This window comes from Pseudomonas fragariae (ex Marin et al. 2024), assembly GCF_059621105.1.
Genome location: NZ_CM184369.1, coordinates 4,567,849 through 4,589,836 on the forward strand (window position 1 = coordinate 4,567,849; position 21,988 = coordinate 4,589,836).

A 21,988-nucleotide genomic window follows, 5' to 3' on the forward strand; every position below is an offset into this window, starting at 1 on the left:
GCCTCTTCATGCGTAATGCTTTTTGGCGGACTACTTCAGGTTGTTCTTGAAAAACTCGCCCAGCTTGTCGAACGGGATCAGATCGACCCGATCGTACAGATCCACATGTCCGGCCTCCGGTACGATGATCAGTTGCTTGGGCTGGCCGGCCAGTTTGTACGCTTCCTCGCTGAACTCCAGAGAGTGCGCCTTTGAACCGGCGATGAACAACATCGGGCGTGGCGAGATGGTCGCGATGTCGTTGAACGGATAGAAGTTCATGAACTTGATGTTGCTGGTCAGCGTCGGGTGAGTGGTCAGCTCGGGGGACTGGCCTTCGGGCGTGAACTCGCCGCGTGGCGTGCGATAGAAATCGTAGAACTCGCGTTCGATCGGGGCGGATTTGTCAGTCAGCTTGTGTACGGTGCCGCTGGTGTAGGCCGTATCACCGCCGCTGTATTCAACGTCGCGCTGCAGCGCCGCCTGCTCGATGATCTTCTTGCGCTGCGCCAGCGTCTGCGAGTGTTTCAGGCCGTTGCGATTGGCGGCGCCCATGTCATACATGCTCACCGTGGCAATGGCTTTCATGCGCGGGTCGATCTTCGCGGCACTGATGACAAAGCTGCCACTGCCGCAAATCCCCAGAACACCGATTCGGTTTTTGTCCACGAAGGTCTGAGTGCCCAGAAAGTCCACTGCGGCACTGAAGTCTTCGGCGTAGAGATCCGGTGAAACGGCGTTACGCGGCTGGCCTTCGCTCCCGCCCCAGAACGACAGGTCCAGCGACAAGGTGACAAACCCTTGTTCGGCCAGTTTCTGCGCGTACAGATTAGCGCTTTGCTCCTTCACCGCCCCCATCGGATGGCCGACGATGATGGCCGGAGCTTTAACGTTCGGGTTCGAGCCTTTGGGTATAAACAGATTGCCCGCGACTTTCATCTTGTACTGGTTGTTGAACAGCACTTTTTGCGCAACGACCTTGTCGCTTGTGTAGAAATTATCGGCACCGTGAGACATGTCTGCTCCTGTCGCAGCGTATGAGCTGATTAAAAGCCCAAGCATCAAAAGAATCTTTTTCATGGCGTGTTACCTCGTTGAGAAATTGACCCGCGTTTATCTGCCCGGCCCTGACCGGTGTTGCTTTCCTGCAGAGACGCGTTGTCGCGTGCCGTCCAGGCCAGCGCGGCCGAACACACCAGTAACACGCCACCGAATGCGAACGGGCTCCACCAACCGAGTCTGTCGAACAGCGCGCCGCCGATGCCGGCCCCGGCGGTGATCGCCAATTGAATGGTCGCCACCATCAGGCCGCCGCCTGCCTCGGCATCGTCGGGCAGCGTGCGGCTCAACCACAGGCCCCAGGCAACTGGTGCCGGCGTGGCAATCAGGCCCCAGACGGCAAGCACAATGGCGACGGCCTGAGGTGAGTGCCCCATGCCGGTCAGTGCCACGGCCAGCACCGCCATCAGCAGCGGAATGGCGATCAGGCAGGCATACAGGCCTTTGTGCAGCAGCCTGCCGATCAGGTAGGTGCCGACCAGCCCGCTGGCTCCCAGCGCCAAAAGCATCAGGGACAACGTGTTGACGCTGACCCCGGTGATCTCTTCCAGAAACGGGCGCAGGTAGGTGAAGACGGCGAACTGGCCCATGAACAGCAACAGGATCGCGCTTATGCCGACGGCCACTTGCGGGTTACGCAGCAGGCGGAACGGATTGCGTGCCCGGTTGTGCGGCTGGCTGCGCATGGCCGGCAGGCTCAGCCATTGCCAGGCAAACGCCAGCGCCGCGAGCGGGATGACCAGGAAAAACGCGCCGCGCCAGCCGATGTATTGGCCCATGAAGCTGCCCAATGGTGCGGCGACCGTCGCCGCCAGCGCATTGCCGCCGTTGATCAGCGCCAGGCCCTTGGCGACCGATTGCTTGGGCACCAGCTTCATCACGGTGGCGGTCGACATCGACCAGAAGCCGCCAATGGCGATCCCGAGCAATGCACGGCCCGTCATGAACAACCAGCCGTTGGAGGCCAGCGTGACGATCACGCCAGACACCAGCAACAACAGGCTGAAGCCCAGCAGGACAGGCTTGCGATCCAGATGCCCGGTCAGCAGCGTGTTCAGCAGACTGGTCAGCACGGCAAAAAAGCCGGAGATCGAAATCGCCTGCCCGGCCTGCCCCTGACTGATGCCCAGATCCTGCGCGATGGGTGTCAGCAGGCTGACCGGCATGAACTCCGACGCAATCAGCACCACCACACACAGCGCCATCGAAAACACCGCGCCCCATGCGGGCGGATGAGTAGTTATTTCGGACTGCTTCAGAGTTGAATCAAATGCTTGCATGCGTCCTGACCTGACGACGTTAAAAATTAGTCGGCACAGGTTAGGGCAAAGGTATTAGGATGATTAGACACCACAATTTAAACGCGCTTGTGAGAAGGATTCAGCAATGAGCACACCCAAACTCAATGATCTGCAAGCCTTTCTGCAGGTGGCGCGCGATCAGAGCTTTACCAAGGCCGCCACCAAACTCGGCGTTACGCCTTCAGCCCTGAGCCACACCCTGCGCGGCCTTGAAGAGCGCATGGGCCTGCGCCTTTTGGCGAGAACCACCCGCAACGTAGCCCCGACCGAAGCCGGCGAACGGCTGATGCGCTCGATCGGGCCGCTGCTGGATCAGATTGCCGCAGAAGTCGAAGTGCTGGGCGAACTGCGCGACAAGCCCGCCGGCACCATTCGCATTACCTGCTCCGATGACGCCGCAGAGGGCATTATCCGCCCAATGCTTGCAGGGTTTCTCGCACAGTACCCGGATATCCAGGTCGAGATCTGCATCGACTACGGCTTCACCAATATTGTCAGCGAACGTTTCGATGCCGGCATTCGCTTGGGTGAGTCCATCAGCAAGGACATGATTGCCGTGCGCCTCGGGCCTGACTGGCGCTTGTCAGTGGTCGGGTCACCGGCCTACTTCGAGCGACACCCCGTCCCGCTGCAGCCTCAGGACCTGACTCAACACACGTGCATCAACATCCGCCACTCGCCGAACGGCAGTTGCTACGCCTGGGAGTTCGAGAAGGGCAGCCGCAAGCTCAACATACGGGTCAACGGGCAATTCACTTCGAACAGCATGATTCATGTGCTCAACGCCGCACTGGACGGCGTGGGCCTGGCCTACGTGCCGGACTCCATGGCCGAGCCGCACATCGCCAGCGGCCGCCTGAGAGAAGTGCTGGTCGACTGGAGCCCGTATTTCGAAGGCTTTCACTTGTACTACCCGAACCGGCGACAGGCGTCGCCGGCGTTCAGTGCGTTTGTCGAGGCGGTGAGGTATCGGGGCTAGTCCCCCGCCGCCTGATTAGTGCGCGGCTTTCAACGCATCCGCGACCTTGTTCAGCGAACCTTGAGCGGGCTCGGCAAGCAGTTTCAGCTCGGTGGTTTTGCCACGCACCACCACTTGCATGGCGGTGGGCGCACCCTTTGCGTCACCCACGATCCGGTAAGCGGTGTCGCCGCGCACGAAGCTCAATACTTGACTGGCAGCGTCGTACTTCAGTTGCTCACCGTCAGCCTGGGGAAACAGCAGCCCGACCTGATTCTTGCTGTCCACGGCCGCGTAGAAGACCGGGCTTGCGTCCCCTGAGCGGAACAACACAATGCGCTTGCCGGACGGCGCGAGCCTGAAGGACAGAAGAATCTCACGCTGCTCGTCTTCCTCCCAGACGATGCTGGTGGTGTGCGTCATCTTGCCATTCTGATTGCGACTGACTGTTTCAGTCGGCAGTCCCGACCCACCGGTATGGTCAAGGACCGTCTGCGTTTCAAGAACCGGCTCGCCATTACGGATGCTATACGTAGACGTCTGGTGCCAGCAGCAACCGTCCTTGGTCATGGTCTCGATCTTGCGGGCTTTCTCATTCACGCTGAACAGGCCGCAGTTGTTTTGCGCCAGTTGGGTAAACGAATCGCTGTGCCGAAAACCATCGGCCGTGCCGAGAAAGACCTGATACGAGGGGCCGTGGTAACAGCTGTTCTGCCCGTCCATCAAGGCCAGATCCTTGATGCCATCGAAGTTGAAATCCTGATAGATCAGTACGCTTTGTTCGCCATAGGGCAACTCGTGCACATTGGTTTTGACCTTGCCGGTTTTGGGGTCAGTGCCAAGCACCAGTTCATCGGACTGCACGCGGATCAAGGCCGCACCGCTCGCCTTGTCGTACACGTTGATGACGCCGGGACGAAACACATCGTCTTTGGCGGAAATATCCAGCGTCGCACGGTATTTATCGGAAAAATCCTGCAGGGTGTAGTTCTCCCGGGGCGAGCCCGCAAAGCCTGCTGCATCCATTTCCCCGTAGGTCGGTAACGCACCGGCGGCACTGACCAGTGTCGACGAGGCCAGGCCGAGCAGTACCCACAAGGCCTGCAAGCCGAGACGTGACGCACAGCGTTGAACGATGGATAGGTGCAAGACGCAACTCCTCTGATAATGAGCGATGAGTCTACTTCAGCAATTGATACAATTTGAAATCATTGCTCAACGTGCACTTCGTGCTCACAGGCCGCCCCGTCCGACCCGGTAAATGTTCTAATCACGCCCCCCTCTTCGCTCAACGGGCCCGATGCTTTTATGGATATTCACTCGCTTTGGCTCAAGACCCAGGAACTCTGGGACATGCTCGATCAGCACCCGTGGGTACGCACCGGGCTGGCGCTGATCCTGTTGCTGACCGCTGCACTGGTGCTTGGCCGCGTGGCGCGCTTTCTGGTGCTGTACGCCGTCAGGATGCTCGGCCGTCAGCCGTCCCTGCATTGGGTCAACGACTTCCGCCACAACAAGGTTTTCCATCGCCTGGCGCAGATGGTGCCGTCGCTGGTCATCCAGTTCGGCCTCACCCTGGTCCCGGGCCTGAGTACTGCGGGCCGGAACGTGATCGGCAACATCGCCATGGCCTTCACCATCCTGTTCATGACGCTGGCCATCGGCACCCTGCTCAACGCCCTGCTGGACATCTACGCACGCACCGAACACGCCCGCACGCGCTCCATCAAGGGTTACGTGCAGCTGTCGAAAATGATCCTGTACGTCTTCGCCGGGATCATCATCGTCGCCACCCTGATCGACCGTTCGCCCCTGCTACTGCTGTCCGGCCTCGGCGCCATGTCGGCGGTCATCCTGTTGGTCTACAAGGACACCCTGCTCTCCTTCGTCGCCAGTGTGCAACTGACCAGCAACGACATGCTGCGCGTCGGCGACTGGATCGAAATGCCGCAAGTCGGCGCGGACGGCGACGTGGTGGACATCACCCTGCACACCGTCAAGGTGCAGAACTTCGACAAAACCATCGTCTCCATCCCGACCTGGCGCCTGATGTCCGAGTCGTTCCGCAACTGGCGCGGCATGCAGCAATCAGGCGGACGGCGCATCAAGCGCAGCCTGTTCATCGACGCCAGCGGCGTGCGCTTCGTGCGCGACGACGAAGAACAGCAGCTCATGCAAATCCACCTGCTCACCGACTACATCGGCCGCAAACAGGCCGAACTGCTGGCCTGGAACCAGGCACAAGGCAACGTCGCACAAATGTCCGCCAACCGACGACGCATGACCAACATCGGCACCTTCCGCGCCTACGCCCTGGCGTACCTGAAAAGCCACGTCGACATCAACCCGAACATGACCTGCATGGTTCGCCAGCTCGAACCCACCTCACAGGGCATCCCGCTGGAAATCTACTGCTTCACCCGCACCACGGTGTGGGTGGATTACGAGCGGATACAGGGGGATATTTTCGATTATCTGATTACGGTGATGCCGGAGTTTGGGTTGAATTTGTATCAGCAGCCTAGTGGGGCGGATATGCGGGTGGGGTTGAGGGGGGAGCCGGCGCGGGTGGGGGCTACACCGTTGGTAGAGCCGTTGCCTACAGAACATTCAGGCTGAACGGCGCAGATAATGCGCAACTGAAGGCCTAAGATAGATTACAGCTTCATTGAGGCCAGCCGCTCTCTTGGTCTCGGCGAGTCGGCTTTGCGCCGATGGGTAGACCAGGTGCAAAGAACGCACGGGCGTCACCCAGCAGATCAAAGCGCTAACCCCGGAGCAGCAGAAAATCCAAGAGCTGGAAGCCCGAATTGCTCGCCTTGAGCGGGAAAAATCGATCTTAAAAAAGGCTACCGCGCTCTTGATGTCGGCAGATCTCGAGCGTTCGCGCTGATTGACCAGTTGAGCATCCACGATCCGGTTGATTGGCTATGCAAGGTGTTTGAATTGACCCGCGCGTGCTACTACGCTCGGCGTCTCAGGCGCCGCACACCGGATGTAGAACGCATTCGATTGCGCAGTTGGGTGAACGAGTTGTTCACCCAAGGCCACAGTGCTCCCGGTAGCCGCAGCATCATGGCCATGATGCAGAACGACGGTGAGCAGATCGGGCGATTCAAGGTACGCATCTGATGCGCGAGCTGGAGTTGGTCAGCAAACAACCGGGATCGCATACTTACAAAAAGGCAACGGTCGAGCGGCCCGACATCCCTAATATTTTGAACTGGGAGTTTGATGTGTGACCTTGCCCCTGAAAAACGTATCCCTTGCCAGGTGCCTCAATAGCCGCAAGGATACGACATGACTAAGCCCAAGACAGATCGCGTTAAATACACCCTTGAGTTCAAACTTGAGGCCGTGCGACTGGTCGATACAGGCCTGACGCTTGCTGCCGCTGCCCGCTCTCTGGGTATATCCGACCAGACCTTGTTCAACTGGGTCAAGGCGCATCGCCAAGGCAGGCTGACCGGCGCTGACATCAAGTCTGTCACTCCCGAGCAGATGGAGATAAGCCGTCTACGAGCCGAGCTGGCACGCGTCAAGATGGAGCGCGACATTCTGGAAAAGGCGACGGCGTACTTCGCAAAAGCATCCAGCTGAAGTACGCGTTCATCTTTACTCATCGCCGTCTCTGGCCTATCGGTGTGCAGTGCCGGGTGCTGGGCGTCAGTGCGACCGGCTTTCATTGCCACCAAGCTCGCTGTGCAGTTAATTGCCCTCAACGAGGTTTAAGCGACGCAGCATTGCTCGTCCACATTCGCGCCGCTCATGCCCGCAGTCGTGGCAGCTACGGCTGGCCCAGGATCTGGCACGGTTTGCTGGCTGACGGCGTTCGCGTCGGCAAAGAGCGTGTGCAAAAGCTGATGCAGCTTCATGGTATTTGCGGCAAGGGCAAACGACGTTTCAAAGTGACCACTGATAGCGCTCATGACTTACCCATTTCGGAGAACCTGCTGGATCGCCAGTTCGCCGTGATGGAGCCTGACAGAGCTTGGGTGGGCGACATCACCTACATCCCGACAGATGAGGGCTGGCTGTTTCTGGCGGTAGTGGTAGACCTGTTCAGTCGCCAGATCGTGGGCTGGTCGATGGACGAGCGCATGAAAAGCAGCCTGGTGATTGATGCGTTGCGCATGGCCTGGTTCAAGCGTCATCCACATAAGGCCTCCGGACTGCTGTTTCATAGTGATCGCGGGAGCCAGTACGCCAGCTTTGATTTTCGTCATGTCCTTCAGGGCTACGGGATTGTCAGCTCGATGAGTCGACGGGGCAATTGCTGGGATAACGCGTGCAGCGAGACCGTGTTCGGCTCGTTGAAGGTGGAACGTCTGCATGGCTTGAAATTCAAAACCCGACGCGCTGCCAAGGACGAGGTCATTAACTGGCTGCTGTGGTACAACCAGGAGCGCCTGCACTCGACGCTTCATTACGTAAGTCCGATGCAATACGAGCAGAACTGGCAAAGGCAACAACCTTAGATACTCAACCCCGACGCCGGGTTAAGGGATACGTTTCTCGGGGGCAAGGTCATTGCATCACACAGGCCCCATATACGGCCGTCGGAGAGGCAGAATGTATGCGCCCGTATGAAAGCGTCCAATACGTCAAGAGCCTGTTGAGGCCAATCGGGGAGGAGATCCAATATCCAAGTCAAACCTTCCCAACCTTCATTTCTGATAAGGCGACGAGCATACTCATTCGTATCAATCATCTGGGCAAGGTCACCATTATCTATCCAGTGGCGGAAAAATTGATGGTCATGTCTTTGAACCCCGGGGGGAATCAAAAACGAACGTATTAGGTGCTTAGTTTCTAGCTCAGATCTTATATCAGCAGAGGCTAAATATTCGGCTGCATGGGCGTCTGTTGGAAAGCGAAAATCTATAAATCTATATTTTCTCTTCTCTTCATAAGTGAAAACCATAGAAAGCCATTCTTCTAGACTGAGACTGGTTGCATCAAAAACTGGTCTTTCTTTTTTTGCTTTTGCCATGTCAATTTGCTGCTGCTTGTGTGGGGGGCTTGGGATGAGCCTTCTATGGCTGCATGCTGTTTATTATATATCGTAAGGTCGGTTTTATAGATTGACAACACCAAGCTTTCATCGGTTATTTGCTACAGGCAGCTATTGGCCGAATGCGGCCATTCGTGACTGGCAGAAATCGGTCAGAAGCGGTCGATTATCCAAATAAATCTGCCCCCGTTTTCTTAACCGCATGAGATGAGCGTTGCACCTTTGATTTAGAGATGTATCGAATCGGCTTTGGCAATAAATCAGGACACTTTTGAGAGGCAAGCCCTGAAGTCCGGTCTGACTACTTAAAGCCCCGTCGACGAGCAAGAATGGTGAGTGTGCAGCGATTTTCACCCAAGGGGCCGCCCATGCAAATGGTTCTCCGTTCGCACCTTGGCCGTGTTCTAGGCTATTTAGGGCGATCATGGAATGCAGCAAAAACATCCGCCATAAAATCCATGAAAACGATCGCTCGCTGGGGCAGCAGCCGATTCGCTAAGTATACGAATTGGATCGGGACGGGTGGCGCCACGTATTCGTTAAGCAGCAATTGAAGATTGCCACTTCTGAGCCCTTCCTCATAAAGCCATTGAGGCCCCTGCGCGATTCCCAATCCTGCATTGACGTACTCACGTATCGCCTCAGGCGAGTTGACACGCAGTCGTCCGGAGATCGGGACATCAGTGTTCTTAAACCGCCAGTTGGTTCCAGTGGATAGGAGGGTATAAATGAGGCAGTCGTGTTCCTTCAGGTCATCAGGCGAAGAGGGAGAGCCACGTTTTTCTAGGTACGCACGGCTGGCAACGCACACACGTTCGAACGATGCTAGTGGCCGGGCTCGCATTGCACTGTCCTCCAGGTGCCCAATACGAATCGCGAGTTCTACCCCCTCGTCGATTAAATTGACGTAGCGATCATTGATTTGAAGATCGAGCGACAGTTCGGGATAACGCGCTAGAAAGCTCGCCACGTGCGGTACGATGAAGGTGTGAGCCAATGCGGTCGGGCAAGCGACTCGCAGTAACCCAGACGGCGCTACGTTCCCTCTCAGTGAGGACTCTGACTGTTCCACTGAGTCCAGAATACGCCGCGCATCCGCGTAGTACCGTTCACCCTCGGGCGTGAGCATCAGCTTTCGTGTGGATCGGTGAAGCAGCCTGGTTTGCAAATGGTCTTCAAGAGCAGCGACGTAACGACTGACGTTCGGTTGCCCTAGTCCTAGATCACGTCCCGCAGCAGAGAAACTACCTGTCTCGACAGCGCGTACAAAACAGCCCATCAGTAACAACCGGTCCATCACGCCTCTTTTCATGCAGATTTTGCATGAGATCTATTCTATTTGCCCATCTTATCAGCGCGCTGGCATGAATACATAGTTGCTCTCAGAAGGTCAGCCGTCCGGCTGGCCGAACCAATAGAGAGGAAATTACATGTCCCGTTTACAAGGCAAGCGTACTCTCATCACAGGCGGTACAAGCGGCATCGGCCTGGAGACCGCCAAGCAATTTCTCGCCGAAGGCGCACGCCTGATCGTCACAGGTGTTAATCCTGAGTCCATGGCAAATGCTCAAGCTATTTTAGGGAGCGATGTCTTGGTGCTGCGAGCCGACTCAGCTAGTGTCGCAGCCCAGAAGAAGCTGGCGCAGGCTGTTCAGTCTCATTACGGGCAGCTCGACATTGCCTTTCTCAATGCTGGCGTATCCGTCTGGAAGCCGATCGAAGAATGGAACGAAGAGATGTTTCACCGCTCCTTTGACATCAATGTCAAAGGCCCTTACTTCCTCCTGCAAGCACTGCTGCCGGTCTTCTCAAACCCTGCATCGGTGGTTCTTAACACCTCGATCAGTGCACACTTGGGCGCCCCGCGCTCATCCATTTATGCCGCAACAAAGGCGGCCTTTCTAAGCATGTCGAAAACGCTCTCTAGCGAGCTTCTTCCGCGTGGTGTACGAGTAAATGCGGTCAGCCCTGGGCCGATCGACACGCCGCTGTACGACAAGGCGGGTATTCCCGATGCATACCGCGAGCAGGTCAACAAAGATATTGCTGCGACTATCCCATTTGGCCGTTTTGGCACGCCTGAAGAAGTAGCTAAGGCGGTGGTGTACCTCGCGTCGGACGAGTCTCGTTGGACGTTGGGAACAGAAATTATCGTTGATGGTGGTCGCTCGCTTTAACGAGATAGGCACGCCTTCGAGTCTGTACATCCCGCTTCCTGCCCGGAAGCGGGAGTTGTCGAAATAACAGTGAGTATTCAAATCTCGCAATCACAGCTCACGCTCGTTAGCCACGAGCTTTGTCCCTTTGTTCAGCGAGTGGCAATTTTACTTCACGAAAAGCAGGGTGGTTTTCCAAATCGACACCGGTCCCAAAGCTGCGCACCAGGGCAGCGGTGGCCAGATCAGTTCCAGCCTCTCCAACGCAAGCAGATTGAGGGCTGTAGCCGCATTCAGGATTCATTAGAGACTGCACACGGTTGCACGCGCTGATAACGAGCCGAGCGGTTGGCCAGGGTTGAGCGTCACCGTTCACGAGCGTACCTAGCTGCGGTTGGATCTCGAAGTGGCAGCGCATAGTGCAGGCCTAATCGGCGACAGTTTTACGTTTTGCGGACAAACAAAAGGCCTGCATCGCCGCAAGCCTTTGGTTGTATGGTGCAGGCACTATGAGTCGACCCCGGGACCTACTGATTACAAGGGAGATGCTTTTAACTTTTATATCAATGAGTTACGGATTTTATTATTACGTGACAACGTCGTAAACGTTGTGTGCTACTTAAGGTCTTCGTGTGCTATTACGTGGTCTAGCGGGGGAATAGCCGGAGTGTGTCAGGGCTATCGTAGGCTTTCGATCCCTAGCAGCCAGTCGCGGACGGCGGCTTTCGGCCCAGAGTGTGTAAAAACGCTAGATCCCGCTTCGATCTTCAACGCTGAGCAGCTTCGTAGCCTGATCAAGGCACGACTTCCCTTTGTGATGAGCTAAACCGCCCCAGCAACCCACCAGATCATCGGGACGCGCAAAAACAGGCGGTTTTTAGGCCTTTAGCGCCTTTATCAAGTGATGGGTACCGATGATTTTCATGACCCGTTTCAAGTTGTAGGCGAGCACATTCAAGCTCATCTCCGTACTCACCCCGGCCAGCTTTCGCGTCAAAAAGTGCGTCGCCCCCATCCATTGTTTGAGCGTCCCGAAGGGATGCTCAACCGTTCGTTTTCGGACTCGCATCATCTCTGGTGCTTTGCTCAGCCGAAGCTGCATCCCCTCCAATACATCTTCATGCTCCCAGCGTCGAACTCGTCGTTCCGTGCTCGGTGTGCACTGCGATTTCAGTGTGCAGTTCTGGCATTTCGAACTCCAGTAGCGGTGCAACTTCAGACCTTTTTCAACGCTGGAAAAACGCCAGATCAGCGCATTGCTAGCTGGACAAATGTATTCATTTTTTGCCGCGTCATAGATGAAGGCGTCGTTATTGAAACGCCCGTCAGCCTTGGCTCCAGAGGTCATAGGCTTGGGCACATAGGCGGTGATGCCTGCATCGTGACAAGCCAGGATTTGTTCGCCTTTGAAATAACCTCGATCCGCTACTACCGACAACGAATCTGACGCCATCGCCTCGCGGGCCTGCTTGGCAATCGAGCTGAGTTGATCGCGGTCAGAACCGACGTTGGTCACCTCATGGGCAACGATCAAATGGTGCTGCGTATCGACCGCTGTCTGCACGTTGTAGCCAACGATTCCCATGCCGCGCGTCATCATGGAGCGACTGTCTGGATCGGTCAGTGAGACCTGTTTATCCGGCGAATCATTGAGCTGGATTTCGATCGCTTGAAGCTCCTTCATTTGCTTCTTCAGTTTGGCGATTTTCTCTTCCAGCCGAACCGCGCTGGGCTCGGAAGCTGTTGGTTCTTGCCGATCGGCAGCATCGAGTGCTACCAGGTAACGATTGATACTCGATTCAATTTCTTCCATGCGCCGTTTCAGTTTGGCGCTGGTGAAATTGCGGTCGCGGTTGTTGACGGCCTTGAATTTACCGCCGTCAATGGCAACCAGATTTTCTCCGAACAGTCCCAACTGCTGGCACAGCATCACGAATTGGCGGCAGACGCCTCGGATGGCCTTGCTGTTGTCTTTTCGGAAGTTGGCGATGGTCTTGAAATCGGGCATCAAACGCCCTGTCAGCCACATCAACTCGACGTTGCGTTGGGCTTCTCGTTCAAGACGCCGGCTCGATTGAATGCGGTTGAGATAGCCGTATATGTAGATCTTCAGCAAGATTGCGGGGTGGTAAGCAGGTCGGCCGGTATCGGCTGGAATGACGCCTTCAAAACGTAGATTGACCAGGTCGAGTTCGTCGACGAAAACGTCCACTACTCGCACCGGATTTGTGTCACTGACGTAGTCGTCAAGGCTTTCGGGAAGCAAATTGCTTTGTCCGCGATGCTCACCTTGAATGAAACGTTTCATGGGCAATCCTGCGTTAACACTTTGGGCAATCATAGCAACGTTAGCCGGGTCTTCACGTACTCTGACGTAAGCACGATATGCTACTGAATTTGAAGTTGAAGGGCTTACCCATGGATGTAATTTCAGCGCACCGATTTTGTAAAAATCACCGAGCCCAAATTGAAGCAAGTGATCGTTGTGGCTGTTTTTACTGCTTAAGTGTGTTTTCGTCCGCAGAAATCACAGAGTGGGTCGATCTGGATACCACCGCTTTGTGTCCGAAGTGTGGGATTGACTCGGTCATCGGCTCAGCATCCAGCGCGCCGGTTAACCCAGAGTTTCTTTCGAAAATGAACGAGCACTGGTTTTAGACGATCCCATCATTCGATGGTTTTCGGTCTGTCGGGAATCTACACAGAACGTGGTTTGACCCAGCGCCTTACGATGCTGCTGATCGAATACGTTTTTACACACTCTGGGCCAGAAGCGGACACTCTCCAGTGTCTACTTAATCAGCGGTGATTCAGGGGCTGGGAGGTATACATAGTTGATTGCCAAGCTAATCCCCAAGCTCGAATTGCTGAAACCCCACGCGCCTGACGTAAACCCAAAAGTTATCCTTTGGCTCATATTGCTCCATGCAAACACTGTGTTCCTGGCACAATTCATCTTCGTCGATCAGGATGCGATCCCAATCGAAGTCAGGGTTCTTGGAAATGGTATAGCTAGGGTAAGGTTTGTCGAGATCGAAGTGGATCGAGTACACGAATAACGGAGATTCCCACGGCATGTGGGTTTCGTACAACCGCATCAGTTCGGGCATCTGTGCTTTACAGTGCTGTTCGGCAAACGTCAGTGCCTGGGGCAAATCATCCCACGTAGCCTTGACCGCGCGTTGCGCAGCGGCGAGCCTGGCGTAAGGTGGCTCGTCATTGTGGTGCTGGACGTAAATCAATCGGCTGCCGAACTGGAATTCGCATTGCCAGACACCCGAGGGAGCATGCCAGTGGCCAAGCATGGATTCGGTCAGTAGATTGATGTCCATATCGGTACCACACAGATGGAAAGGTGCTCAGTTTACCCTCTCTAATATCAGCCTGGGAATGCGTAGGCGTTTGGGCTATTTGTCCGACATCCACGGGATCTGACCGGCAGCTTTGGGTCGAAAGCGGCCGGCCGTGGCTGATTTCCCGGCCTGACACCGCTCAGGTGGTCATCGATCGTCACGCTGCGAGGCGAACAGGATGGGGATCGAGTCGAGGAAATGAAGTTTCTCAGGCACCTTCGTGTTCAGGCTTCGCCCACCATCATCTTCTTCTCTGATCGCAAAATTGCCACTTTCGAGTTGGTCGACCAACCACTCGATAAACACAGCCAAAGAGCTGGCCACCACGAATTTCTCTTCTTCGTCGCTTCCAAAATTGATGACCTGCCCCAGCGTACCACGGTCTCCGGGATCCAAATCCAAGCCAAGGTGGTTTCCACCGTAGTCGTAGGCAAACGGGATCCAGTACTTGTTGGCATACAAAGCTTGAACAGCGCCGGGTTTCGCCGAGGTGCAAAAAGCGCTCGCTTCGGTCATTTCTTCCGGTGACCATTGATCGATGATGCTTTTCCACGATTCCCAATGGGTTTTCGCACCCGCCAATGACAGGAAAGTAAGGCCATAGAAAGGCCCCGTGTTGACAGCATCCCTTTGCCCATCATGCAGCCGGTAAAGCGCCTTCAAATTCTCTGGAAAAGCCCTGCCGATCTGGCTTTCGAAATCGGTGATTGCAGCCTCTGAACAGCCCGGGGCCAAATCTTCACGGACCTCGGGAAGGTTGGCTTCCAACCAGTGTTCCAGTCGTTCCATCAATGTGTTCATGTCGAGCCTCCCTAGGGGCGGTTTACTATTGGGCTGAATCGGTACGGGAAACGTGGCGGTGAATGTCGCTCCCTGAGCCAAGAACCATTTTACCGTTATCGCGCCATCCTCAGCACGGGCGTGCAGCGGACGGTCGGGAAAGGCGGATTTCGACCCGAAGCTGCCCTTCACGAAGGGCAGAAATCGGCTAATAACTGCCATTCGTTCCACCATCAACTGCCAGCAATGCTGCCTAGAATACGCTGAGTGCCAGATTCTTGAGCATTTGCCTATACTCAAGGCAATCCAGTGTTTAACCTAGCCGCGACGCAGTTCGAGCTGTTGCTACTGGTATTCGGATGCTCTCGGCCGATACTGTTGAAAAAGTCGGTTTTCTCAAACTGCCAGCATATTGATCGGTGAAAGCGTATTTTTTATGCGCTGCCACGTGAAATCTGATTCCGAATACCTCTGCGCCGATTCTAGATTTAAAGCTCAGGCGCGTACTTTTCTGCTGTGAAAACCACTCCCGACTTTTTCAATAGAATCGACCAAAAGTGGACATTCGTCAGAGATTCCAGAAATCGTCAAGGTGGCAAGCTTCTTATTGGATAACCTATGCTTATACGTCAGCGCAACACGATATGCTTACCTGAAGGACGTTTTGACTCGTCTGCCCACGCAGCGGGCAAGTGACGCTACCGACTTGTTACCACATCGTTGGGCGCCCGTTTAATCACAAACTACTCAAGGAGAAAGCTGTGGACTTACGGATAGAGATAAATGAGACGCCTCAAGAGGCGGATTACCAAGCGATTTTGACACCGTTGCGCGAATACAACCAAACACAAACGGGGCTCACCGGAACTGAAAAACTTGCGATCTTAATCAAGGATGACGCGGGGGCTACGCAAGGTGGGCTATACGCAAAAATTTCTGGGCAGTGGTTATTTGTTGAGTTGCTGGTAGTGCCTGGAGTTGCCCGAGGGCAAGGTCTGGGCGCAAAGTTGATGAACAAGGCGGAAGCGCTGGCGCGTGAGAAAGGCTGTCAAGGTATCTGGCTGGACACGTTCTCTTTTCAAGCTCCGGACTTTTACCTCCGGCACGGCTTCAGCATATTTGGAGAACTTAAAGATTACCCGGTCGTTGGATACAACCGGTTTTTTATGCAGAAAAGACTTGATATCAATAAGCATAACGCTATCAATACTCAGCCTTGAGGCAATAACAGCAAAAACCTAAGAAAGGTGTATTACCCGGACACTTACCCTACAACATCGGTGGACGCGAGGCGCTGGACATGCGTTTCATCGCTAAAAACAATAAGGATTTCACTATAAAAACTGCAGGCAGTGCCTGGAAGAAAGAAGATGGGCCTTTTGGTCTTGTCTATAACGTGTGTGAAAAAACATCACCTGAAAACTGCAAGTTCACCGTCGTTCAGTAACACGAAATAACCTTGTCGCTCTTCAGCAAGCCTGCAATGGCTCGCTGAAGAGCCACTCACGTCAGATCATGCAAATCCTTGCCCAGTGCAGGCATGACCTCGAAATGAGAGAACACCACCTCCAGCCCTCCCCGTTCCGGGCTGCAGCACATTGGGCCTACGGCATAAGACTCACTCACGGGAAATGGTGCCAGGCGTAGCAGCGGCCAGCGCAGGCCGTCGCTGGAGTGCTGAATACGCAGTACGCCCTTGGCGACGGTGACCCGCAGCCAGAGACCGGAGGACGACTCATCAAACGCACCCGTGGCCCAATCGGATTGTCCGCAGGTTAGAACGCTGCCCAGCATCAGGGCTCCGTCACTGACTTCAACGCCGGTTTTGACCCAGTTGCGCTCGTCAATGCGGACCATCAAGCCCGCCTGATCGTAAAGTGTCTTGAAATCACCCTGCACATGCACTTGCGCAGTGAATTCACCGGTCACCGAAACACCCAGAAAATGACCGGTGTCGCGGCAGAAGCCGTAGTGCGTCTGCTGCCAGAAATCGGTTTGCGGGTCTGTGGTAACCGTCAGACGCTCGTCCGTCACGCTGCAGTGCCGGGGTTGGTTCAGCCAGATGCCTTTGTCGAACATGTCGCCTCCAGTGTGGGGTTGTCGAGGGTGATGGACCGGGTACGCCGGGAAACGTAGGCAGGCCCGTCGAAAGTGCTTCCTGATTGAAATGGATCAGGTTTTACCTTGGAAGGCCTGATCGCACTAATTGAGCCGCATTACCCGAAGGACCAAGGTGGGCCTGATCGCGATGTTGCGCCAATGCAGGGTGATCGATGCAACGATCATTTATGCGCCGAGCTCGACCAGGAACAAGGACGGCAATAGTCAGTCTGTCTAAAGCGAGCTCGATAATAATGACCCTTTGACGAAAACTTATACTCCAGCCTCCTTACCGCTTAAAAATTGACAATATGTCAGCCCGAGCTAAAACCAAAACCAATAAATTCTAGAAACACTAAAACAATCTAGCTTTAAATAAACTAATTAGAGGCCAAGCTCTTCAATTACGTCATCTTCCCCCATAGGAGAGTAGTCGGGTAATTTTTTTGCTTCACTCTCTGCAATAGCCTCTTCATTATCAAAAATATCAATTTTTTTACATCCAGACGCAATGCCCGATGTAAAGCGTACTGATTCATCATGAGGAATATAATCCTCATCATGAGCAACTATTCGCCAATCACCTTCGATTTTTCGATCAAACAATCCATAAGAGTCCAATATTACAGGCCGCCCAAGCCTTTTCATCGAAACTAATTTTGACGCGTCGGGAGTATCTAATACTTGATCAAATATCTCCGCTACGTGACCAAGACTGTTTTGAGTCATTACTCTACCAATACGGTATTTTCCATTTACAGAAAAACAGAAAATATCGCCCGACTTTATATTACGCAACAACGTTTTAGGCTTTTTCGCCCAGCTATAATATTTTACGCCCATCATCCACATCCTCCAGAGCCTAGTGATAATTTCTTAGCTCGATAATTGCCTTCAAAGTTACTCTGTCGAGAAGCTGCTCGAGTCGTATTATTGTGATCAAATGAATTGTATTTATTCCCCCTATTTCCTGGGGATATATCCTCTCCAATCACACCTGTTTTAGTCTCGTAATGCTCAATATAAGCTTGCTCATATCCTCTAGCCTGCCCGTAGTTGACATTTCTGTCCAAAGGTTTTAACTTCGCTCCAGAGCTAAGTCTACCCGCATCTACGTGTTCAGTACGGCGCCTAGCAATATCATTCGTAATGCCTACATAGTAAGGTTTGCCAGCCCCTTTATCGAATAATCCATATACATTAAACCCAGGAGCAAGCTCGTGCACCCATCCTAACGGGTCAATCCACTGGATAGGGTTTGGGGCATATTTATACAAATTCTCCCCACCCAACAACCCAATCGGATCCTGCGTTATAAACCGCCCAATCTCCGGGTCATAATACCGAAACGTGTTGTAATGCAGTCCCGTCTCGACATCAAAATACTGTCCTTGAAACCTTAGGTTCTGCTCAACCTCGTTCACCACCAGCTTCTCAACCGCCCCCCAGGCTCGGTACTTCGCCTGCCAGACAATCTGCCCTTCGGCGTCGGTCATTTCCAGCGGTGTACCGATCTGGTCGGTGTGGAAGTAGTAAACCTTGTTCTCTACCTCGCCTTCTTTCTCGTCAACACGCGCCAACGGTGCATAGCTGCCGGGCTCGTAGAGGTACAGGCTGCTCTGTCCCGGACTTTCCTCACGCAGCATGCGCAGGCCTTGCCAGAGGAAGCGTTTGTGGTCGGTTTGGCCTTTGATCTCGGACTGTTTAAAGACTCGCTTGCCCAGACTGTCGTGCTGGTAGCTGCTGGTGCTTTCCACCTGTGTGTCGGCCATGGTGCAGCTTCGTAGCAGAACTCTTCGCCGTCGACCACTCGACCGGTGTTGCTGTCGTAGCCGAATGCTTGAGTGCGATAGACGTAAGCGGCAAGTCGTCGCGTCCAATGGCGCTGATCGGTCGGCGATCCAGGTTGACTTGATACGGATAGCCACTGGTGTAATACAGATGGTTAGGTGCAGGCCTGTGCGAAGAGACTGTGTGCTCAACTCGCTGAGTAGATCGTACTCGCAGGGCAACGGTCCATAAGACACAGTATTTTTGACACAGTGGATCAACAGTTCTTAGACAAAGTCGATTTTTCAGCTTTGACGCCAAGTTTCTACCCCCTTTGGTTTTAACCTTAAACTATTAAAGAGCCGTAAATTCCAATATATTAAAAAGCAAAAAGTCTTATGCATTATTTTTAGTTATTGTCGAAGCTTTTCAGATAATCACCAAACCAAAACTCTACAGCCTCTTCATTAACGCCATACATACCTTCCCAAAAATCTACAGGATAGCTCCAGTCTGTTGAACGAGATTTTTTTGGTGCAAGTCCAATATACGTATAACCCTTAGTGAACCCTTTATGATCTGGGCTTTCCAAAACACCAATCTGCCCTAAAAAATCCAATAGACCTCGGGATAACTCTTTGTTTAACATGGAGCCCTGTATAGCCCTTACTTTTTTTCCAATGTCACAGGCGTTTCTTCAGGGCCTGATTCCCTAGCAGTTTTTAGCACCTTCTTTAAAATATCAATGGATTCAACTTTTTCTGATGGCGCTTTATTATGTTCCCTTAAGAAAAAATACAGTTGTTCAGGGTTTCCGCTGTTGCTGACGCCTATGCTATACCTAGCGAGGTTGCAAAAAGTGAAATCTCTTGTTTTTTTCTTAAACAAACCACAGATATTGCATTGGATATTTTCCGCAGACTGAAAACTATGCTTCGGAAAGTTCAACATAATAGCGTAAGCTGAGAGAGCTGCTCTTTTTTCTGGCTTGCCTGTTTCAAGACCTACCAAGAAAGATTCGACAATGCTTTCTTTTGCAGCTGATTTTTTCTCATGGAAAAGTTTTTCTATGAGTTCGTCGTGCTCAATTTCTTCACTTGGAAAAATCATATTATTTTCAAGCAGAACTTCTAGTGAGCGAGGACTACTCAGCGTTTCCAGAGCGCCGCTGCGATAAAAGTCTTTTATAGCCTTTTCCAAATCTTTATTCATAGTAACCCCTAGCAAGTTGCTGTGCCGACTGCGGTGCGCGTTTCAATGGGTGACAATGAGCTGACTTTGCTCACACCTTTTCCTTCCAAGTAATTATTGGCGCCAGCTACCCTTGCTCTACCCTTTTCTGTAGGAAGTTTATCGTCAGCCATACCATGGATAATATTTCCCCGCACATTAGCACTACCACGACCTAATATCGGTTTTTCTCTAACCCCGGCATTCTCAATGCCTCGTACAACATCATAATCCGTGCCTCTTGGAGTTATTTGAGAAATGCTATCGCCAGTCCCGAAACGTACGCCATCTGCTCCCTCATTTTTACCGTGACGACGCATAACATCGCTCAACGACGTTTTATCTGAAGCACGACCATGATAATAAGCACCATCTTCGTTAGAAAGGAAATAGTTCCAATCCAGCCCTAACGGATCAATCCAAGCCGTAGGGTTACGGCAATAGCCGTATAGATTAAACCCACCTTCCAACCCAATCGGATCCTGCGTAATAAACCGCCCAATCTCCGGGTCATAATACCGAAACGTGTTGTAATGAAGCCCCGTCTCGACATCAAAATACTGCCCTTGAAACCGCAGGTTCTGCTCGACCTTGTTCACCACCAGCTTCTCAACCGCCCCCCACGCCCGGTACTTGGCCTGCCAGACAATCTGCCCTTCGGCATCGGTCATTTCCAGCGGTGTGCCGATCTGGTCGGTGTGGAAGTAATAAACCTTGTTCTCTACCTCGCCTTCTTTTTCATCCACGCGGGCCAGCGGCGCGTAGCTGCCGGGCTCGTAAAGGTACAGGCTGCTCTGTCCCGGGCTTTCCTCACGCAGCATGCGCAGGCCTTGCCAGAGAAAGCGTTTGTGGTCGCTCTGGCTTTTGATCTCGGACTGTTTGGCGACGCGTCGGCCAAGGCTGTCGTACTGGTAGCTGCTGGTGCTTTCCACCTGCGTGTCAGCCATGGTCTCGGTTTTGACCAGGCGGTTTTCACAGTCGTAGGTGAAGGTCTGCCAGCGCACGATGCCGACAACTTTTTCGATCAGGTTGCCCCAGGCGTCGTATTTGTATTCGTGGTTCGCCCACTGTTTGAGGCGGTTGTCTTTGACGTGGTCGAAGCGGCTGGTGTTGAAGTTCAGGCGGTTGGCGGCGGCGTCGTAGCGGAATTCTTCGCCGTCGACCACGCGGCCGGTGTTGCGTGCCAGCAACTGGCCGTTGGCTTCGTATTCGTACTGGGTTTCGCCGCGCAGTTTGTCGAGGGTGCGGCTCAGTTCACCGGCCGGGTCGTATTCGTAGCGGCGGTGAATCGGGTTGTAGGCGTGTTCGACGTAACTGCCTGAGCAGTCCTGAAAGCGCACAACCTGAGCGAGGCTGTTCCGCCACAGGTATTTGGACTTGAGCGTCGGGTCGACTATGGTTCCCCAGTAGCATGTTGCTGTGGCGGGTCACCACGTCTTCGGTGTAGGTGAGACGAAGCGCACTGAATCGCCGTTACCATTGAACACCTCGCCGAGCTTGCTGTCGCTGTCGCTGTCGCTGTCGGTAGTACAGCTTGATTTGGTGTAAGCGATAGCACAGCGCTAATTCAAGAGAAAGTGGCAGCTGACTGAGACAAAGTTGGCAGTCATGCCGCGGCATACCTTATTAAAGAGCAATAGAGCTTTTGGTATATGTGGAGTAGGTAGCAAATGCATCGTTACGACTAATAAATCATTTTTTACGCTTGCGGTATCTGTGCCTTTCGAGCTAATAACTAGCTATACATAAAATGCTGGCTAGATTATTTTATTTAAAGTTGCTTGTGGTTTTTCTAGGCTTTAAAGATCTTAAATGTATCATTTTCATAATAAAACTTAAACGCATCGAAGTAGTTCTCGACGCTTGGGTGAGGTAATTGTTCATTAACATTTGATATTATATCTTCGATAATAGGTGTTTCTAGGGTCTCCTTCCAACCCTCACCTAATACTTGCGGAGGCAAGTAGTCTGTGGAGTCGGGCGGAAAATCGCGACTATCTAGTGAAAATGCCCCTTTGGTATCCAATGCCCATGGGGTGTCAGGAAGATAAAACCATGAGTCTGGCATCTCTGATATGTTTAAAATAACTTCTCTAATGCTATAAGTCTTCATTTTCACCTCAACATGCTGAGTTTTGCAACTTTTTAAATCCACCCTGCTGGTTAGGGTGGAGGCTGTTCTGTACGGGGCCTGGAGCCTTATGTTGCGCTCTAGGCATCAACTCAATATCTTTAGGGCTTTGAGCATTATGATGCCAAGAATGGTTTGGAGGGCTTCTATCACTGAA

20 protein-coding genes and 3 pseudogenes are annotated in these 21,988 nt (G+C 53.3%); 8 read left to right on the forward strand and 15 right to left on the reverse strand.

Annotated features, from left to right (window positions below):
- Positions 1-30: 30 nt before the first annotated feature.
- On the reverse strand, positions 31-1,059 hold the full coding sequence (locus tag AC54XV_RS19810) for an alpha/beta hydrolase (RefSeq protein ID WP_346396884.1): 1,029 nt from the start codon (positions 1,057-1,059) through the stop codon (positions 31-33).
- Positions 1,056-2,318 (reverse strand): MFS transporter, encoded by a 1,263-nt coding sequence (locus AC54XV_RS19815; protein WP_496717174.1) that lies wholly within the window; start codon positions 2,316-2,318, stop codon positions 1,056-1,058. The genes AC54XV_RS19810 and AC54XV_RS19815 overlap by 4 nt, the downstream gene beginning before the upstream one ends.
- Positions 2,319-2,424: 106 nt before the next feature.
- Between AC54XV_RS19815 and AC54XV_RS19820 the strand changes: the two genes are divergently transcribed.
- Positions 2,425-3,318, forward strand: coding sequence for a LysR family transcriptional regulator (locus AC54XV_RS19820; RefSeq protein ID WP_058822631.1), 894 nt, complete (start codon positions 2,425-2,427; stop codon positions 3,316-3,318).
- Positions 3,319-3,333: 15 nt separating this feature from the next.
- Here the strand turns inward: AC54XV_RS19820 and AC54XV_RS19825 are convergent, their stop codons facing one another.
- Positions 3,334-4,446 (reverse strand): XAC2610-related protein, encoded by a 1,113-nt coding sequence (locus tag AC54XV_RS19825; protein ID WP_496717175.1) that lies wholly within the window; start codon positions 4,444-4,446, stop codon positions 3,334-3,336.
- Between the two features lie 159 nt (positions 4,447-4,605).
- On the opposite strand from AC54XV_RS19825, the gene AC54XV_RS19830 reads away from it, so the two are divergent.
- The 3 genes and pseudogenes from AC54XV_RS19830 (at position 4,606) to AC54XV_RS19840 (ending at position 7,775) form a co-directional block, all read left to right on the forward strand.
- Positions 4,606-5,916 (forward strand): mechanosensitive ion channel family protein, encoded by a 1,311-nt coding sequence (locus AC54XV_RS19830; RefSeq protein WP_496717176.1) that lies wholly within the window; start codon positions 4,606-4,608, stop codon positions 5,914-5,916.
- Between the two features lie 39 nt (positions 5,917-5,955).
- Positions 5,956-6,536: pseudogene (locus AC54XV_RS19835) on the forward strand (transposase); the annotation flags it as partial.
- A 61-nt stretch (positions 6,537-6,597) separates the two neighbouring features.
- Positions 6,598-7,775, forward strand: a protein-coding gene (locus tag AC54XV_RS19840) for an IS3 family transposase (RefSeq protein ID WP_162886835.1) whose coding sequence is annotated in 2 segments (ribosomal slippage) — positions 6,598-6,868 and positions 6,868-7,775 — 1,179 coding nt in all. Because the reading frame shifts where the segments join, the coding sequence is not laid out codon by codon here.
- On the opposite strand, the gene AC54XV_RS19845 is transcribed toward AC54XV_RS19840, so the two are convergent.
- Together AC54XV_RS19845 and AC54XV_RS19850 are read right to left on the reverse strand one after the other, a co-directional pair.
- The gene (locus AC54XV_RS19845) at positions 7,772-8,290 is read right to left on the reverse strand and encodes a hypothetical protein (RefSeq protein ID WP_496717177.1); all 519 of its coding nucleotides are present in this window, start codon (positions 8,288-8,290) and stop codon (positions 7,772-7,774) included. The genes AC54XV_RS19840 and AC54XV_RS19845 overlap by 4 nt on opposite strands.
- 430 nt (positions 8,291-8,720) lie before the next feature.
- Positions 8,721-9,608 (reverse strand): LysR family transcriptional regulator, encoded by an 888-nt coding sequence (locus AC54XV_RS19850; RefSeq protein WP_024641718.1) that lies wholly within the window; start codon positions 9,606-9,608, stop codon positions 8,721-8,723.
- A 133-nt stretch (positions 9,609-9,741) separates the two neighbouring features.
- On the opposite strand from AC54XV_RS19850, the gene AC54XV_RS19855 reads away from it, so the two are divergent.
- Positions 9,742-10,488, forward strand: coding sequence for an SDR family oxidoreductase (locus tag AC54XV_RS19855; RefSeq protein WP_024641717.1), 747 nt, complete (start codon positions 9,742-9,744; stop codon positions 10,486-10,488).
- An 856-nt stretch (positions 10,489-11,344) separates the two neighbouring features.
- Here the strand turns inward: AC54XV_RS19855 and AC54XV_RS19860 are convergent.
- The 3 genes from AC54XV_RS19860 to AC54XV_RS19870 all read right to left on the reverse strand — a co-directional run bounded on the left by AC54XV_RS19860 (position 11,345) and on the right by AC54XV_RS19870 (position 14,822).
- Complete coding sequence (locus AC54XV_RS19860) at positions 11,345-12,775, reverse strand: IS1182 family transposase (RefSeq protein ID WP_058398702.1); 1,431 nt, start codon at positions 12,773-12,775, stop codon at positions 11,345-11,347.
- A gap of 538 nt (positions 12,776-13,313) precedes the next feature.
- Positions 13,314-13,799, reverse strand: coding sequence for a hypothetical protein (locus AC54XV_RS19865; protein WP_003402406.1), 486 nt, complete (start codon positions 13,797-13,799; stop codon positions 13,314-13,316).
- Between the two features lie 168 nt (positions 13,800-13,967).
- Positions 13,968-14,822: an SMI1/KNR4 family protein gene (locus AC54XV_RS19870; protein WP_232914013.1), complete on the reverse strand. Its 855-nt coding sequence runs from the start codon at positions 14,820-14,822 to the stop codon at positions 13,968-13,970.
- Positions 14,823-15,243: 421 nt separating this feature from the next.
- Here AC54XV_RS19870 and AC54XV_RS19875 point away from each other — a divergent pair.
- The 3 genes and pseudogenes from AC54XV_RS19875 to AC54XV_RS19885 all read left to right on the forward strand — a co-directional run.
- Positions 15,244-15,336: pseudogene (locus tag AC54XV_RS19875) on the forward strand (transposase domain-containing protein); the annotation flags it as partial.
- A gap of 25 nt (positions 15,337-15,361) precedes the next feature.
- A complete protein-coding gene (locus tag AC54XV_RS19880; RefSeq protein WP_024642162.1) occupies positions 15,362-15,820 on the forward strand; it encodes a GNAT family N-acetyltransferase in 459 nt (152 codons plus the stop codon).
- A gap of 47 nt (positions 15,821-15,867) precedes the next feature.
- A pseudogene (locus AC54XV_RS19885) lies at positions 15,868-16,047 on the forward strand (DUF3757 domain-containing protein); the annotation flags it as partial.
- Between the two features lie 56 nt (positions 16,048-16,103).
- On the opposite strand, the gene AC54XV_RS19890 reads toward AC54XV_RS19885, so the two are convergent.
- The 7 genes from AC54XV_RS19890 to AC54XV_RS19920 all read right to left on the reverse strand — a co-directional run bounded on the left by AC54XV_RS19890 (position 16,104) and on the right by AC54XV_RS19920 (position 21,813).
- A complete protein-coding gene (locus AC54XV_RS19890; RefSeq protein WP_024642163.1) occupies positions 16,104-16,679 on the reverse strand; it encodes a DUF1349 domain-containing protein in 576 nt (191 codons plus the stop codon).
- 405 nt (positions 16,680-17,084) lie between these two features.
- Positions 17,085-17,546, reverse strand: coding sequence for an Imm26 family immunity protein (locus AC54XV_RS19895; RefSeq protein WP_060409199.1), 462 nt, complete (start codon positions 17,544-17,546; stop codon positions 17,085-17,087).
- Positions 17,543-18,472, reverse strand: coding sequence for an RHS repeat domain-containing protein (locus AC54XV_RS19900; RefSeq protein ID WP_236120962.1), 930 nt, complete (start codon positions 18,470-18,472; stop codon positions 17,543-17,545). Before AC54XV_RS19900 ends, AC54XV_RS19895 begins: the two co-directional genes overlap by 4 nt.
- 407 nt (positions 18,473-18,879) lie before the next feature.
- Entirely contained in the window at positions 18,880-19,119 is a 240-nt protein-coding gene (locus AC54XV_RS19905) for a hypothetical protein (RefSeq protein WP_496717178.1), read from the reverse strand.
- 17 nt (positions 19,120-19,136) lie between these two features.
- Positions 19,137-19,682: a hypothetical protein gene (locus tag AC54XV_RS19910; protein ID WP_201279923.1), complete on the reverse strand. Its 546-nt coding sequence runs from the start codon at positions 19,680-19,682 to the stop codon at positions 19,137-19,139.
- Positions 19,683-19,690: 8 nt separating this feature from the next.
- A complete protein-coding gene (locus AC54XV_RS19915; protein ID WP_159372295.1) occupies positions 19,691-21,040 on the reverse strand; it encodes an RHS repeat domain-containing protein in 1,350 nt (449 codons plus the stop codon).
- Positions 21,041-21,492: 452 nt separating this feature from the next.
- Positions 21,493-21,813, reverse strand: a complete 321-nt coding sequence (locus tag AC54XV_RS19920) for a DUF7716 domain-containing protein (protein WP_058822149.1) — start codon at positions 21,811-21,813, stop codon at positions 21,493-21,495.
- Positions 21,814-21,988 lie beyond the last annotated feature (175 nt).